Source organism: Piscibacillus sp. B03, assembly GCF_052246295.1.
In the GTDB taxonomy this organism is placed as follows: Bacteria; Bacillota; Bacilli; order Bacillales; family Alkalibacillaceae; genus Piscibacillus.
Genome location: NZ_JBQQCO010000005.1, coordinates 67,636 through 81,889 on the forward strand (window position 1 = coordinate 67,636; position 14,254 = coordinate 81,889).

The 14,254-nt window shown below is 34.4% G+C and carries 15 protein-coding genes; 1 reads left to right on the forward strand and 14 read right to left on the reverse strand.

Features of this window, described 5'->3' with window-relative positions:
* Window positions 1-15: 15 nt before the first annotated feature.
* The 13 genes from ACTWQB_RS05145 to ACTWQB_RS05205 all read right to left on the reverse strand — a co-directional run bounded on the left by ACTWQB_RS05145 (window position 16) and on the right by ACTWQB_RS05205 (window position 12,306).
* The gene (locus tag ACTWQB_RS05145; RefSeq protein ID WP_443138111.1) at window positions 16-1,197 is read right to left on the reverse strand and encodes a pyridoxal phosphate-dependent aminotransferase; all 1,182 of its coding nucleotides are present in this window, start codon (window positions 1,195-1,197) and stop codon (window positions 16-18) included.
* 24 nt (window positions 1,198-1,221) lie between these two features.
* A complete protein-coding gene (locus ACTWQB_RS05150) occupies window positions 1,222-1,737 on the reverse strand; it encodes a cell wall elongation regulator TseB-like domain-containing protein (protein ID WP_443138112.1) in 516 nt (171 codons plus the stop codon).
* 86 nt (window positions 1,738-1,823) lie between these two features.
* Window positions 1,824-2,570 carry a hypothetical protein gene (locus ACTWQB_RS05155; RefSeq protein WP_443138113.1) on the reverse strand — a complete coding sequence of 249 codons (747 nt, stop codon included), beginning with the start codon at window positions 2,568-2,570 and terminating at the stop codon, window positions 1,824-1,826.
* 35 nt (window positions 2,571-2,605) lie between these two features.
* Window positions 2,606-5,293, reverse strand: coding sequence for a helicase C-terminal domain-containing protein (locus ACTWQB_RS05160; protein WP_443138114.1), 2,688 nt, complete (start codon window positions 5,291-5,293; stop codon window positions 2,606-2,608).
* Between the two features lie 50 nt (window positions 5,294-5,343).
* Complete coding sequence (gene panD, locus ACTWQB_RS05165) at window positions 5,344-5,727, reverse strand: aspartate 1-decarboxylase (RefSeq protein ID WP_443138115.1); 384 nt, start codon at window positions 5,725-5,727, stop codon at window positions 5,344-5,346.
* A gap of 1 nt (window position 5,728) precedes the next feature.
* Window positions 5,729-6,604 carry a pantoate--beta-alanine ligase gene (gene panC / locus ACTWQB_RS05170; protein WP_443138116.1) on the reverse strand — a complete coding sequence of 292 codons (876 nt, stop codon included), beginning with the start codon at window positions 6,602-6,604 and terminating at the stop codon, window positions 5,729-5,731.
* Window positions 6,601-7,437: a 3-methyl-2-oxobutanoate hydroxymethyltransferase gene (gene panB, locus ACTWQB_RS05175; RefSeq protein ID WP_443138117.1), complete on the reverse strand. Its 837-nt coding sequence runs from the start codon at window positions 7,435-7,437 to the stop codon at window positions 6,601-6,603. The genes panC and panB overlap by 4 nt, the downstream gene beginning before the upstream one ends.
* Window positions 7,438-7,448: 11 nt before the next feature.
* Complete coding sequence (locus tag ACTWQB_RS05180) at window positions 7,449-8,420, reverse strand: biotin--[acetyl-CoA-carboxylase] ligase (RefSeq protein WP_443138118.1); 972 nt, start codon at window positions 8,418-8,420, stop codon at window positions 7,449-7,451.
* Window positions 8,396-9,601 carry a CCA tRNA nucleotidyltransferase gene (locus ACTWQB_RS05185; RefSeq protein ID WP_443138119.1) on the reverse strand — a complete coding sequence of 402 codons (1,206 nt, stop codon included), beginning with the start codon at window positions 9,599-9,601 and terminating at the stop codon, window positions 8,396-8,398. The genes ACTWQB_RS05180 and ACTWQB_RS05185 overlap by 25 nt, the downstream gene beginning before the upstream one ends.
* A gap of 15 nt (window positions 9,602-9,616) precedes the next feature.
* Window positions 9,617-10,744: an N-acetyl-alpha-D-glucosaminyl L-malate synthase BshA gene (bshA, locus tag ACTWQB_RS05190; RefSeq protein WP_443138120.1), complete on the reverse strand. Its 1,128-nt coding sequence runs from the start codon at window positions 10,742-10,744 to the stop codon at window positions 9,617-9,619.
* Window positions 10,737-11,153, reverse strand: a complete 417-nt coding sequence (gene mgsA, locus ACTWQB_RS05195; RefSeq protein WP_443138121.1) for a methylglyoxal synthase — start codon at window positions 11,151-11,153, stop codon at window positions 10,737-10,739. The genes bshA and mgsA overlap by 8 nt, the downstream gene beginning before the upstream one ends.
* A gap of 12 nt (window positions 11,154-11,165) precedes the next feature.
* The gene (gene dapB, locus ACTWQB_RS05200; RefSeq protein WP_443138122.1) at window positions 11,166-11,969 is read right to left on the reverse strand and encodes a 4-hydroxy-tetrahydrodipicolinate reductase; all 804 of its coding nucleotides are present in this window, start codon (window positions 11,967-11,969) and stop codon (window positions 11,166-11,168) included.
* Window positions 11,962-12,306: a nucleotide pyrophosphohydrolase gene (locus ACTWQB_RS05205; protein WP_443138123.1), complete on the reverse strand. Its 345-nt coding sequence runs from the start codon at window positions 12,304-12,306 to the stop codon at window positions 11,962-11,964. The genes dapB and ACTWQB_RS05205 overlap by 8 nt, the downstream gene beginning before the upstream one ends.
* A 135-nt stretch (window positions 12,307-12,441) precedes the next feature.
* Between ACTWQB_RS05205 and ACTWQB_RS05210 the strand changes: the two genes are divergently transcribed.
* Entirely contained in the window at window positions 12,442-13,311 is an 870-nt protein-coding gene (locus ACTWQB_RS05210) for a YitT family protein (RefSeq protein WP_443138124.1), read from the forward strand.
* 132 nt (window positions 13,312-13,443) lie between these two features.
* Here the strand turns inward: ACTWQB_RS05210 and ACTWQB_RS05215 are convergent, their stop codons facing one another.
* Window positions 13,444-14,127 (reverse strand): zinc metallopeptidase, encoded by a 684-nt coding sequence (locus tag ACTWQB_RS05215; protein WP_443138125.1) that lies wholly within the window; start codon window positions 14,125-14,127, stop codon window positions 13,444-13,446.
* Window positions 14,128-14,254: the final 127 nt, after the last annotated feature.

The window sequence follows — 14,254 nt, forward strand, 5'->3', positions numbered from 1 at the left end:
CTCCTCCTCGTCATATTAAGAATATTTTTCTACAAATCGTTTGATTCGCTTAGCCGCTTCTTCTAGTTGTTCTAATGAAGTCGCATATGATAATCGAACATTATCTTCTGATCCAAAGCCTGAACCTGGAACAATGGCTACTTTTTCTTCTTCAAGCAATTGCGCAACCCATTCATCTGTTGTATTAAATGGTGAGGCTTTCACTACTTCTTTGACGTTAGGAAAAAGATAAAAAGCTCCATCTGGCTTAACACAAGTTATGTTTGGAATTTCCACTATCCAATTGTATAACTTATTTAAACGTTCTTCAAAAGCTTTTTTCATATTGTTAATTTCTTCCTCAGAATGCTCATAAGCTGCAATAGCCGCGTATTGAGCAATAGAAGTAGGGTTAGACGTGGCATGAGAAACTAGATTGGACATCGCTTTAATCACCGTTTCGTTTCCAGCGGCATAGCCTATTCTCCAACCAGTCATAGAATGCGATTTACTTACTCCATTAATGATAATCGTTTTTTCTTTTAACGCTGGTGAAATCGAAGCAATGGAGATGTGTTGTCCTGATCCGTAGATTAATTTTTCATAAATTTCATCGGACACAATCCATAAATCGTGCTTGAGTGCTATTTCACCTAAAGCTTCTAATTCCTCTTTACTGTATAGCACGCCAGTGGGATTACTGGGTGAATTCAGTACGACTGCTTTTGTGCTAGGTGTAATAGAGTCCTCCAGTTGTTTGGGAGTCAGTTTAAACTGATTTTTCTCTTCTGCTTTAACGTATACTGGTGTTCCTTCAGATAACTTGATTTGTTCTGGATAACTAACCCAGTAAGGAATAGGCACAATCACTTCATCGCCTTTGTTTAGAAGGACTTGAAATAATGTGTAAAGCGCGTGCTTAGCTCCTGTAGTCACAATTATTTCGTTTTGGCTGTACTCTAACTGGTTGTCTCTTTGAAATTTAGCTATAATAGCTTCTTTTAACTGGGGTAACCCACCAGCTGGAGTATATTTCGTTTTACCTTCGTCCATTGCTTTTTTTGCAGCATTTAAAATATATTCTGGAGTGTTAAAGTCTGGTTCACCAGCACCTAAGCCAATCACATCATGACCTGCTTCTTTTAATGCTTTAGCCTTAGAAGTAATGGCTAGTGTAGTTGATGGTGTTAAGGCTTGAACTCTTTCTGCTAAATTCATAAGTAAACATCTCCTCCTATGTAATCATTTCCTAAAAGAAATAGAATCATATAGTTCACCGTTATCAAATCGATATGTTTGGAAATATAAACGCTGATTTCGTTCATAAATCATCTCCCAAACTACACGATTGTTTACAATACCAAGGTTCATTTCATCTAACTTGCATTGTTCACAATTTGAGGACCATTTTTCTAACATTTCGTCTTCATTTAAACCCTCTTCTTGGTATACATAGTTAACTTCAGGTAGATTTTCTTCTCCCTCTTCCTCCAAATCATATGGAACAAAAGCATATAAAGAGCGTTCATCATCATCAATGCCTTCAATTACGACATAAGAATGACGACCATTAAATAACGAATAAGAATTAGACCCGACTAACGGCGTCTCACTAATTGCTTTATTCAAAGTCTCTTCATGTAGAGCTACTTTATCACCTTGTACTTGATTATAAGTGACCGATAGCACAACTACAAATGTAATAAAAGTAATGCCTAAAATTATTCCAGCAATGAGAAATATTTTGCGTAAATTCAATGTATTCATCCTTTAAAATTAATCACTGCTATTATTATAACAATTCAATATTAAAAATTGTTAGCTTATACATAACTTCTTCTGAATTATTCCCTTTTTAGGTACAACTCGTAATCATCCTGCATTATCGTTATATGGGCTGATACTCCACTTCTTAATGCATATATATCTACCCATTGTTTTTGAAAAAGCTCAATCAACGACCTTATTTCCCCTTTTCTGTTAATAATCGCTACCTCAGGGTCTAACTTTACCAAATCCTCTTCGGTTAGGTTTGCCGATGGGCTATCCGTCAAATAAATCACCTGAGTCTCTTGATTCCATAATTCATGGTTAATAGCTCCTTCATACCAATAACAAATAAAATTACCATTAGATATAGCAATGTGACTACTTTCAGTATCAGGACTATAAATATGATCAATGTAATACTTCGAACTAATTGCAATCCGTTCATTTTTACTGAGGAAATAAGTTTGTTTCTTAAATTCGTCCGGAACTTTACATAGTTCTTTATTGTTTTTAGGTAAGTAAAGATTGTCGACCTCTACATCATTGAGAATCATTTCCAAATTACCACAGTTTTGTTCGTTCACTTTTGAAATTAAAATACCTTTAATATGCTTATCTTCTAATTTCCTTAAATATCTTTTAACTTCAGATTGGCTACTTGAACTTCCAGTATTGATAAGAAAAACCTCATCTTGATTAAGATACATAATGGCAAAATTACCTGATGTTAATGGTTCGAAAACAAGCTCTTCTTCAGCATGAATGGAAATGACTGAAGAGATGAAAATACATATAAACGCAAATAAAATACGACCAATCATGACCCTTCACCTGCTTTTATTATCACTGACTATTATCATTTGTCTTTATTGGACTTATATGACAACCAGTTTTTTGCATCTGAAAAGATACGAAAAGTTCGATCATGAAGCAAAGGTACTTCAGGTATTGATTTTAAGAACTGTTTTCCATATGGTTTAGTCATAATTCGTTGATCTAATACGATAAACAAACCGTGATCCGATTCTGAACGAATTAACCTCCCAAATGCTTGCCTGAACCTTAATATTGCCTGTGGTAACATCCAATGGTAAAATGCATTCTTATTTCTTTCCTCTAGGTGCTTTGCTTTAACCTGGAACATTGGGTGATTTGGAGTATCAAAAGGTAAACGAACCATAACAACTATTTTAAGGGATTCATTATAAATATCAATTCCTTCCCAAAATGAACTCGTTCCTAATAATAAGGCTTTATCTGATTTCTCAAAGAGTTTTTTAAGCTTCTCTCTACTTCCGGTTTGAACGCCTTGAGCTAATAACGGAATTTCTTGATTACGGTCTAACACTTTAATCATTTTGTAAACCGATTTCAACATTTCATAGGACGTAAATAAAATAACTGCTTTATCATTTAATTCTTCAATTAAAGATATAGCAAAGGAAGCTACCGACTTATCAAACTCCTTAGAATCTGTTTGGGTTATGCTTGGGAAATCATTCGGTACATACATACGAACTTGATGTTGAAAATCATATGGAGAAGGTAAATACATACAATTTGTATTTTCACTAAGTCCTATATCATCTAAAAAGGAATCAAAAGAGTGATTCGTTCTAATTGTTGCACTCATTAATATCGTTGGTCGATCTTCCCTAATTATAGTTGACTGAATAAATGATTGAACCTGAACTGGTTCTATATTCAACTGAACAGAATTTTTAGCACCATCTTGGTCAATATCAATCCATCTAGCTTTAGAATCATCTTGTTCAAAAAAGGCAGTTAAAGTTAAACTAATTTCTTCCAGTTCTTCTATGACTTTATTTTTTGTGAGTCGTTTCCAATTATTGTTATATTTGTTTTGTTTTAAGATAGAAATTAATTGAGTTATATCAAGTAACAATTCATTTAATTGTTGTTTTAAATGACCAGATAATATCACATTTAAATGATATTGATCTAAAGAAAGTTGAACCTTTCCCGTATCTGTTAATGAATCTTTTTCAGAATGTAAAAAGAGCACAGCTTGATGAATTGACCTAAAAAATTGATCCGCTGAGTGTTTAAGGCGTTCTACAGCTGTATGTTCAGTTAATTTTCCTACACTGTTTAATACATGAGCAATAGATACATAGTCCAAATACTTACCGAGTTGCTTTTGGACTACTTCTTGCAATCTATGTGCTTCATCTATAACCAAATACTCATAATCCGTTAAACGCTTTGTTTTAAATAAATGGTCTACAATTAAAAAGGCATGATTAACAACCACTACTGATGATTTGCTAGACCGACTTAGAGCTAATTGGAAGTAAGAACCTCTTTGATCGTCTTCAAATGAGTTCTCTCCAGAGATAAATGGCCAAATTTCTTCACCTTTGGATGGCAATTGAATTTCATCCTTATCTCCTGTAAACGTATCAGTTAACCATACTAAAATAATTGCTAAACTAAGTGCTGAATCATAATTATAATCGTCAAATTCCTCTAAGTAATATCGTAATTTAGATAAATTAACATAATGGTTTGGGCTTTTTAAAACGGATATGACATGATTCTGTTTTAATATTTTAGAGATCATGTCCCAATCACGGTTAATAATCTGATGTTGTAATTGAATAGTACTTGTACTAATTAATGTTTTAGAATCGGTGGTTTGAGCAAAATAAATTGCAGCTATAAGATAGCTTAAAGTTTTTCCAATCCCAGTTTCAGCTTCTATAACAGCGTGTCGACGTTCTTTTAATGATTCAACGATTTGGTGCGCCATTTTAATTTGACCATCACGCAAAGAAAAGCCGTCTTGTTCATTAATTTGATCAATAAATTCATCAAACGTCATTTTCTTTTGATCAGAGCCATTACTAAAGTAGGGTTTTAACTTCTTAACAGCAAATCCATTTTCAAAAACAATATCCTTTGAAGTTTTTTTATACCTTTTATGCTGAATATTCTCTTCGACTATTTGTTCAACATCTCCATTAAAAAGGCGTGTTAACGGTAGAATTTGGTTAAGGGTTTCATAAGGCAACCACTCTAACTTATTCAATAATTTAATTAATAAAAGTCCTGTTACATATGCATCTGATAATGCACGGTGTGGCGAATAATGTTTTATATTTAAATAGCTCGTAATATCTTCTAGTTTAAAACTATCGGCAGTTGGAAATAATACTCTGGACATTTCAACTGTATCAATCACAGGTAACTGAAGTGGTTCATAACCATGTTGTATTAATGATTCATTTAAAAAGTTATAATCAAATTGTACTTGATGTGCTACAAAATAAGCATCTGTTAGATATGACAATAATTCCGGAATAATATCCTTAAATTTAGGTGCGTTCTTTACATCTTCGTCTGTCATACCAGTAAGCTTTGTTATAAATGGTGGAATCGGTTGATCCGGTTTTATTTTTGATGAATATTCTTGTACAATTTCTTTATTTTCTACAACGACCAGTCCTACTTCTATGATTTCGTCACCTTTTTTCACCGAGTGACCAGTCGTCTCTAAGTCTACAACGACAAAACGATTCAATTAAAACCCACCTCTTTTCTGTACCAAAAATAAAACTCCCACGCTGGGAGTTACATCATTGTCATAGGGGCTTCTTCCGTCAGCAATTGTTCGATTTCGTTTGATTCATTTAAAATTGCAATTTTAGGCTGATGGTTTAAAGCATCTTCTTTCGTCATCATTGCATAAGACATGATAATCACAATATCACCTTTCTGAACCTTCCTTGCAGCAGCTCCGTTAAGGCAAATGACACCACTATTTCTCTCACCAGCTATTACATAAGTTTCAATTCGTTCTCCGTTATTGTTATTCACTATTTGAACTTTTTCATGAGGAAGTATCCCCACCAGTTCTAATATATCTTGATCAATCGTAACGCTACCAACGTAATTTAGATTTGCTTCTGTAACCGTTGCACGATGGATCTTAGCATTCATTAGTGTTCTAAACATGTTATTCACTCCCATACTTAATAAAGCCGTTATGGTTGAGAATCAAATTATCAATTAGTCGTGCTTTCTGATAATAAATCGCAACCGCAATAATTATATCATGGTTTTTATCAATATCATCTAATAAATTAGGGAATGATAAGCAATCCACATAGTCGACTTTACCTGTAGTGTGTTCATCTAAATAATTTTTAATAATTTCAATAACCTGGTGGCGTTCCCAGTTGGGATTATTCAATATGTATTCTTGCCCCTTTAATAATGATTGGAAAATCTCAGAAGCCTCTGTTCGTTCTGAAGTAGTCAAATTTACATTTCTTGAACTTAATGCTAACCCGTCCTTTTCTCTAACTGTTGAAACAGGATTTAATCGAATATCGAAATTTAAATCGTGGATTAACGCGTCCACTACGGCGACTTGCTGTGCATCTTTTGAACCGAAATAGACTTGATCTGGTTGAACTATATTAAATAATTTAGTTAAAACCGTAACGACACCCTCAAAATGCCCAGGTCTAGAACTACCACATAAGACGTTCGTTCGCTTAACGACATTCATTTCGATGGAAAGCTCATTTGGATACATCTCATCTACCGAAGGATAGAACACGACATCTACTCCGTCATTAGTTAATATATTTTCATCTCTTAAAAAATCCCTTGGGTATTGTTCGAGATCTGAAGATTGATTAAATTGAAGTGGATTGACAAATACACTTACAGCGACAACATCATTATGTTTTTTAGCCTCTTTTATTAGTGCTCTATGCCCTTCGTGTAGGTAGCCCATCGTCGGTACAAAACCTAATGATTGTCCCTTTTCTTTTACTGAGTAAATAAATTGTTTCATTTCAACAATTTTATCTATTACTTTCATTTCGTTCCTCCATATAATCCCTTGAGTGCACCTTCATCTATAGAATAAGTATGTTCTTCCTTTGGAAATTCAGCTTCCTTAACTTCTTTGATATAAGAAGTTAAGGCTGAGTGAACCTGTTCATTCAAATTTGTGTATGGTTTCACAAATTTAGCTAATCGTTCTACCCCATACTGTAATAAATCATGATAAACTAATACTTGTCCATCACAGAATTTACCAGCCCCAATGCCAATTGTCGGGATGTGAACTTCTTCTGTTATGATCTTAGCTAATTTCTCTGGAACACACTCTAGCACTAATGCAATAGCACCTGCTTCTTCTAAAGCTTTTGCATCTTCAATTAATCGTTTTGCATCTTCATTTGTTTTCCCTTGAACCCGGTAGCCACCCATGACATTAACAGTTTGTGGTGTTAAACCTATATGAGCAACAACAGGAATACCTGCTTTTGTTAAAGCATTTACTTGTTCTAATACCTCTTGTCCACCCTCAAGTTTTAATGCTTGAGCTCCTGTCTCTTGAAATAATCTCTTAGCATTCTTCAATGTGTCTTCTAACGAGATATTGAATGTCATAAAGGGCATGTCAACGACTGTAAATGTATTTGGTGCACCACGTTTAACTGCTTTACCATGATGAATCATATCTTCAATCGTTACTGGAATGGTTGAATCATATCCTAAAACTACCATTCCAAGGCTATCTCCTACCAAAATCATATCAACTTCTGCTTGTTCACTTGCTTTAGCAGAAGGATAGTCATATGCAGTCATCATAGCAATCTTTTTTGACTCCTCTTTCAATTTTAAAAATGAACGATGCGTTTTCATCTAAACACCTCTCACCAAAGAATTTCAGCCGAATATAAGTGGTGGATCTGATTATCTTGGTCCATTACCATTAAGGCTCCATCTTCGTCTATTCCAAACACTTTAGCATCCCACTCGGACTGAGTTTTAATTGTTACCCATTCACCTAGTTTGTAAGCATAACTTTCCCACTTTTCTTTTATGGTGGAAAACCCATCTTCAATAAATAGATCAAATTTAGATTCTAATTCATTTAACAAGTCTTTTAATACAATATTTAAATTAAAGAGCTGATCTGTTTCTATGTATAAAGAAGTTGCCTTATTCTTTTCGGATTCAAATAAATCTTGTTTCTCATGGTTCATGTTAATACCTATGCCGAGTATGATGTATTCAACAGCATCTTGTTCTGCTTGCATCTCAGTTAAAATACCTGCCAATTTTTTCCCGTTTATAAATAAATCATTTGGCCATTTGATTTTTATATCTATACCTCTTTTTGATAGATAATCAGCAATCCCAACAGCAGCTACTAACGTCATTTGAGAAGCACGTTTAGGTTCCACACCTTCAGGCCTTAAAATTGAACTGAACCATAACCCCACTCCATCTTTTGACTCCCAATACCTACGCATACGACCACGACCTTTAGTCTGTTCCTTAGCGACAACGACTGTTCCATGCTCTGCTCCTTCACGGGCAAGGTCATGAGCTACAATTTGAGTTGAGGTTACTTGCTCTTTATAGACTAGGTTTTGTCCTAGCCATTCGGTTTTTAAATTCCATCTAAGGGCTGTTTCTGATAAATCATGAGGAGTTTCTACAATTCGATAACCTTTATTAGTAACCCCTTCGATTTGATAACCTTCCTTTTTAAGGGCATTCATGTGTTTCCAAATAGCAGAACGAGAAACTTGTAATTCTTCCGAAAGTTGTTGGCCAGATATGTACGGCTGTTCATGATTTGATAGTAAATCAATTAACTTTTTTCTTGTACTTTCCATTCCCTCACCCTACTTTCAATCTCATGTCGATCGTTTCTAAGCTCACCTATTACAATCAATCTCTCTATTTCAGTTAAGAAGTTACCGATCCATTTGCCTTTCTTTACATGGTCAAACCATTGAAGAAGGTCTTGGCCAGAAATCACGATATCACTTCTAGACTTAATAGGGAGCATTAGATAACGTTTTTCAAGCTCTTCTATTGATGGTAATGGCGAGTCTAATAAGCAAATAATTTGATATAAATCTTTCATTTGTTTACCTGATTTATATAAAACCCAATCTGATAGTCCTTGGTGCTTGTATAAATTATAGCACTCTACAATATGTATTGCTTGGCGTTTAATTTGATTGGATACTTTATACGTCTTTATCCATTTTTGTAATGATACCTCGTAATCTAATAAGTAAAATAGGGCAAACATAACGCCAGGATGGTTTAATGGTTGATTAAAGTCTATTTTCTTTAATTCGAAAAATAGCTTATTGTTTTCATTAAATATTGGTAAAGAACCGTACATTCCTGAATCATCGATGACTTTTAGAGCGGCATTTATATAAGGTTGAGTGAAAAGTTTCATCATTTCATCAGTAATTCGTTCCACCGATATTTTGTTAAGCAAATGATGTAGTTCTTTAATAGCATCCGTTGTATCCAAGTCCATATCAAAATTCAACTGACTGATAAAACGCACGCCACGAAGCATTCGTAACGGATCTTCCTCAAAACGTTCCTGTGGTGAACGAACCGTTCGAATTAATTGTCGTTCTAAATCCTTTTTACCCTCAAATGGATCTAAAATTTCTCCATGACGATTCATGGCTATGGCATTAATAGTAAAGTCTCTTCTACTTAAATCCAAATTAATATCTTTGACAAATGACACTTCACTCGGGTGACGGTAATCCTGATAATCGCTTTCTGTTCGATAGGTGGTGACTTCAAAGGATTCTCCATTATGTAAAACTAATACCGTACCATGTTCAATGCCGACTGGAACAGTTTTAGAGAACACTTGTTGAACCTCTTGTGGAGTCGCGTTTGTTGCAATATCAATATCACCTATTTGACGATTCACTAAATAGTCTCTTACAGCACCACCAACCAAATAACTTTCATATCCATGTGCTTCAAGCTGCTTCATAATAGGTTCTGCTTTTTGAAAAGGTTCTTTTAACATGATTTCCACCCTGCATTAGCTATTTAATAACTGATCGTATATAGCCTCATACTTCTTTACAATTAATTGAGAATTGAAATTATGAAAAGCATATTCTTTAGCATGTTTAGAAAAATCATTCCATAACTCATCGTTAGATAATAATCTAATCGCCTTACTTGAAATATCTTCTATGTTACCAACTTCGCATACATAACCATTTCTTCCATCTACTATAACTTCTGGTATTCCTCCAACATTTGTACCAATACAAGGAACCCCACTAATCATTGCTTCTAAAAGTACTAATCCAAAACTTTCTTTTTCTGAAAGCAAAAGTTTTAAATCACTTATATTCAATAAGTCATGTACGTTATCTTGTCTTCCAAGAAACAGAACATCTTGGTCCAATCCAAATTCTTGCACTAAATTCCTAATACGCAAATGTTCAGGGCCATCCCCAACTAGTAAAAGTTTAGCATCCATACGCTTCTTTACTTCATTAAAAACTCTCACAACGTCTTCTACACGTTTAACTTGCCTGAAGTTTGAAATATGTATTAACACTTTCTCATGTTCACTGATCCCAAACTTATATTTCAAATCTTCTTCCGTTAATGTTGCTTCCTTCACAGGTTCAATAAAGTTATACACAACATTAATGGGTTTTTGGACCTGAAATGCCTCTTCAGTTTGTTTCTTTAAACTTTTAGAAACAGCTGTCACTTCATCGGATTCTTCAATCGCATAACGAATCATATGTTTAAGATTATTATCAACACCTAAAATTGTAATATCAGTTCCATGTAGAGTTGTCACAATTTTAACTTCACGTTCTGCCATTTGTTTGGCAAATATAGAACAAATCGCATGTGGTAAAGCATAATGCGCATGAATAATATCTAATTTTTCCCGATCAATAACTTCAGCTATTTTACTGGCTAAAGCTAAATCATATGGCGGATTCTTAAAAACGGGATAATTTGAGACTTCTACTTCATGAAAGTAGATATTAGGATATAGTCTTTTTAGTCTAAACGGCATGGTCGTTGAAATGAAATGTACTTCATATTGTTGTTCTGCAAGTTGGATTCCTAGTTCTGTAGCAACAACACCAGAACCACCAACTGTTGGGTAACAAACAATACCTATCTTTTTACTCATCGTATCTTACTCTCTTTTCTTTAATTGCACGCCAGTCTAACCAGCCACTTCCAAGTCCCCTTATTAAAATTTCAGCAGAGGCTTCATTTGTTGCTAATGGAACCTTATACACATCACATAAACGTAGTAATGCTGAAACATCAGGCTCATGAGGTTGGGCTGTTAACGGATCTCTAAAGAATATAATCATATCCATCTCGTCATCAGCAATTTTGGCGCCTATCTGTTGGTCTCCACCTAACGGACCACTTTGAAAACGATGAATGGTTAAACCTGTTTCATTAGCAATCATTTTTCCGGTCGTGCCAGTTGCAAATAAATCATGCTCGGTAAAAATATCCTTATAGGCTGTAATAAAATCTATTAAATCTTGCTTCTTTAGATCATGAGCAATGAGTGCAATATTCAAAATAAACACCTACTATTCCATTAAATTTTCTAAACCGTATACAAAATGGTCAATCTTCATAACCTCTTCCACTGCAAATTTAACACCACTCATAAATGATTGGCGATCAGTCGAATTATGATTAATCGTAAGGGTTTGTCCACTTTGACCAAATATGACTTCCTGTTGAGCTATGAACCCTGGTAATCTTATGCTATGGATATGCATCCCATCTAACTCTGCACCTCTAGCACCATCCATCGTTTCATGTTCATCTGGATGACCTTGCTTTTGTGATGTTCTCACTTCCCTAATAAGTTGTGCTGTTTTAACAGCTGTACCTGAAGGAGCATCTAACTTTTCATCGTGGTGCTTTTCGATAATTTCAACATTAGGAAAGTATTTAGCTGCCATTTGAGAGAAACGCATCATTAATACTGCACCAATAGCGAAGTTCGGCGCAATTACGATTCCTGTTTGTTGACTGCTACTTAATTGCTTTAATTCTTCCAACTGTTCTTCAGAGAAACCTGAGGTCCCAATTACAGGTCTTATGTGATTATGTAAAGCTAATTTCGTATGTTTATATCCCGTTTCAGGGTTCGTTAAATCAATGAACACATCTGCATTCAATCGCTCGAATGCTTCTACTGCATCTGTATAAATTGGTGCATCTAAATTAGGTAATCCATCAACTTCTTTAATTGATTGCCCATTATGTTTACGGTCAATACAACCAACTAAATTAAAGTTCTCCGTATTCTCAATCATTTTAAGGGCTTCAGTTCCCATTTTCCCTCTTGGTCCTGCCAACATTACGTTAATCGTGTTAGTCATTATCATTCTCCTTTTTCGTCCATCTATTTTGATCTCGCTGTTCAATTTTAGACATACTTATATCAAACGCTTCAGATAAATCAATATTTAAAGAATTAGCAAATGTAATTAAAACAAAAAATAAATCACCTAATTCTTCTTCAATGAGTTTCTCGTTTTCAGAACTCTTCTTTGGTTTTTCTCCGTAATAATGGTTTACTTCTCTGGCTAATTCACCTAACTCTTCTGTTAGCCTTGCTGTCATAGCTAAGGGTGAAAAGTACCCCTCTTTAAATTGACTAATAAACTCATCAACACGTTTTTGCATTTGTTGAAGATCTTGTTTTGAATTTGTCATGATAATCACCTTTCTAATTGCCTATCCTAATGGTAGCTAAATCCAACTATTTTGACAAATCTTTTATTTTATATTGAACCAAAAATATCCATTGACTATAATATTTAAAGTGCTTTCTTTTTTAGGAGGGGTAAAATGAAATATAACATTAAAGTTAAAAATACAATATTTATATTAATTGGGTCAGCTATATTTTCATTTGGAATTGTTAACTTTAATATGGAAAACAATTTAGCTGAAGGTGGATTTACTGGTATCACCTTATTGTTGTACTTCATGTTTAATATGGATCCGGGTATTATGAACTTAGTATTAAATATACCAGTATTTTTTATTGGGTGGAGACTTTTAGGCATCACTACTTTTATTTACACAGTGATGGGGACCTTTGCTGTCTCAATTTTTTTATGGATTTTTCAAATTTTCCCTCTAGAATTTTCATTAAGAAATGATATGACATTAGCAGCTCTATTTGCAGGAACGTTTATTGGAGTAGGTCTTGGAATCATCTTCCGTTATGGTGGTACGACTGGTGGCGTTGATATTATTGCGCGTCTCGTTCATAAATATGTTGGGTGGAGTATGGGACGTACAATGTTTTTATTTGATGCCATTGTTATTGTTTCTTCTATAATTTTATATTTAAAACCAATACAAGGGATGTACACATTAGTGGCTGTATTCATCGCAGCACGTGTCATTGATTTTATCCAAGAAGGAGCTTATGCTGCTCGAGGAGCTATGATTATATCAGGAAATAGTGATAGAATTTCTGCTCACATATTAAAGCATATGGATCGAGGCGTAACTGTTTTGCATGGTAGTGGAAGTTTTACTGGCGAGGAACGTAATGTACTTTATTGTGTGGTAGGAAGAAATGAAATTGTTAAGCTAAAAGAAATTATTAATGAAATTGATCCTCATGCATTCGTAGCTGTAACATCAGTTCATGATGTGGTTGGCGAGGGCTTTACATTAGACGAGAACAAAAAACCGATTGCTTAAGATCAAGTTCACCGGTAAAGCGAAACAATTTGACGAAGCAATATAATTGAAGCCGAATGTTAGGCGTAATTTAACTAACATTCGGCTTCTACTATGTTGAAACATATTTTCTATCCCTGGCTTTATTTTTATTTAATCATTGTTCATATTTAAAAATATGAATACAAAACGGAGTAACTCCATTACTGCAACAATGGCTGCTGCAACGTAAGTCAAGGCAGCTGCGTTTAACACTTTCTTCGTTTCAGTATGCTCATTACTTGTAATAATACCAGAGGAAACTAATTGATCCATAGCTCTGTTAGACGCATCAAATTCAACTGGTAATGTGACAAGTTGAAATAATACAGCGAATGCCATGAATACTATACCTATACCTACCAAACCTGTTGCGCTAAAAATAATACCACCTATAATTAAGAAAATAGACAAGTTTGAACCAAGGTTAGCCACCGGCACTAGAGCATGTCTAAATCTTAAAAATGCATAATCCTGAGCATCTTGAATAGCATGTCCTACTTCGTGCGCTGCTATTGCTGCAGCTGCTTTTGAATGTTGATGATAGTTGTGTGAGGAGAGTCGAACAACTTTCTTTCTAGGATCGTAATGGTCACTTAAAAAACCCTTTGTCTCCTCTACATTCACATCAAATATTCCATTTTCCTGAAGAATTCTTCTAGCTACATCTGCACCTGACATACCTGAAGAGTTAGGCACTTTCATGTATTTTTTATAAGTATTCTTTACTTTACTTTGGGCCCATAAAGGTAAAATTAAAAGTATCGCAAAGTATATGAGAAAAGTTCCCATCCCCATAGTGTCATTCCTCCATTTCTGTTTCTATATAGTTAATTTTATTCATTTCTTTGATTTTTATCAATAAAATTGCTTCCATTTTCATAGTGATGGTAACGTTTCCAAGCGACATAGCTTAAAGTAGTTA

Excerpts from the sequence above, each read along its gene's own strand:
- panB (WP_443138117.1), bottom strand. The coding sequence starts at position 7,437 with ATGAAAACGCATCGTTCATTTTTAAAATTGAAAGAGGAGTCAAAAAAG.
- ACTWQB_RS05205 (WP_443138123.1), bottom strand. The coding sequence starts at position 12,306 with ATGACAAATTCAAAACAAGATCTTCAACAAATGCAAAAACGTGTTGAT.
- ACTWQB_RS05215 (WP_443138125.1), bottom strand. The coding sequence starts at position 14,127 with ATGGGGATGGGAACTTTTCTCATATACTTTGCGATACTTTTAATTTTA.
- panD (WP_443138115.1), bottom strand. The coding sequence starts at position 5,727 with ATGTTTAGAACACTAATGAATGCTAAGATCCATCGTGCAACGGTTACA.
- panC (WP_443138116.1), bottom strand. The coding sequence starts at position 6,604 with ATGAAAGTAATAGATAAAATTGTTGAAATGAAACAATTTATTTACTCA.
- ACTWQB_RS05185 (WP_443138119.1), bottom strand. The coding sequence starts at position 9,601 with ATGTTAAAAGAACCTTTTCAAAAAGCAGAACCTATTATGAAGCAGCTT.
- ACTWQB_RS05155 (WP_443138113.1), bottom strand. The coding sequence starts at position 2,570 with ATGATTGGTCGTATTTTATTTGCGTTTATATGTATTTTCATCTCTTCA.
- ACTWQB_RS05180 (WP_443138118.1), bottom strand. The coding sequence starts at position 8,420 with ATGGAAAGTACAAGAAAAAAGTTAATTGATTTACTATCAAATCATGAA.
- dapB (WP_443138122.1), bottom strand. The coding sequence starts at position 11,969 with ATGACTAACACGATTAACGTAATGTTGGCAGGACCAAGAGGGAAAATG.
- ACTWQB_RS05210 (WP_443138124.1), top strand. The coding sequence starts at position 12,442 with ATGAAATATAACATTAAAGTTAAAAATACAATATTTATATTAATTGGG.
- bshA (WP_443138120.1), bottom strand. The coding sequence starts at position 10,744 with ATGAGTAAAAAGATAGGTATTGTTTGTTACCCAACAGTTGGTGGTTCT.
- ACTWQB_RS05145 (WP_443138111.1), bottom strand. The coding sequence starts at position 1,197 with ATGAATTTAGCAGAAAGAGTTCAAGCCTTAACACCATCAACTACACTA.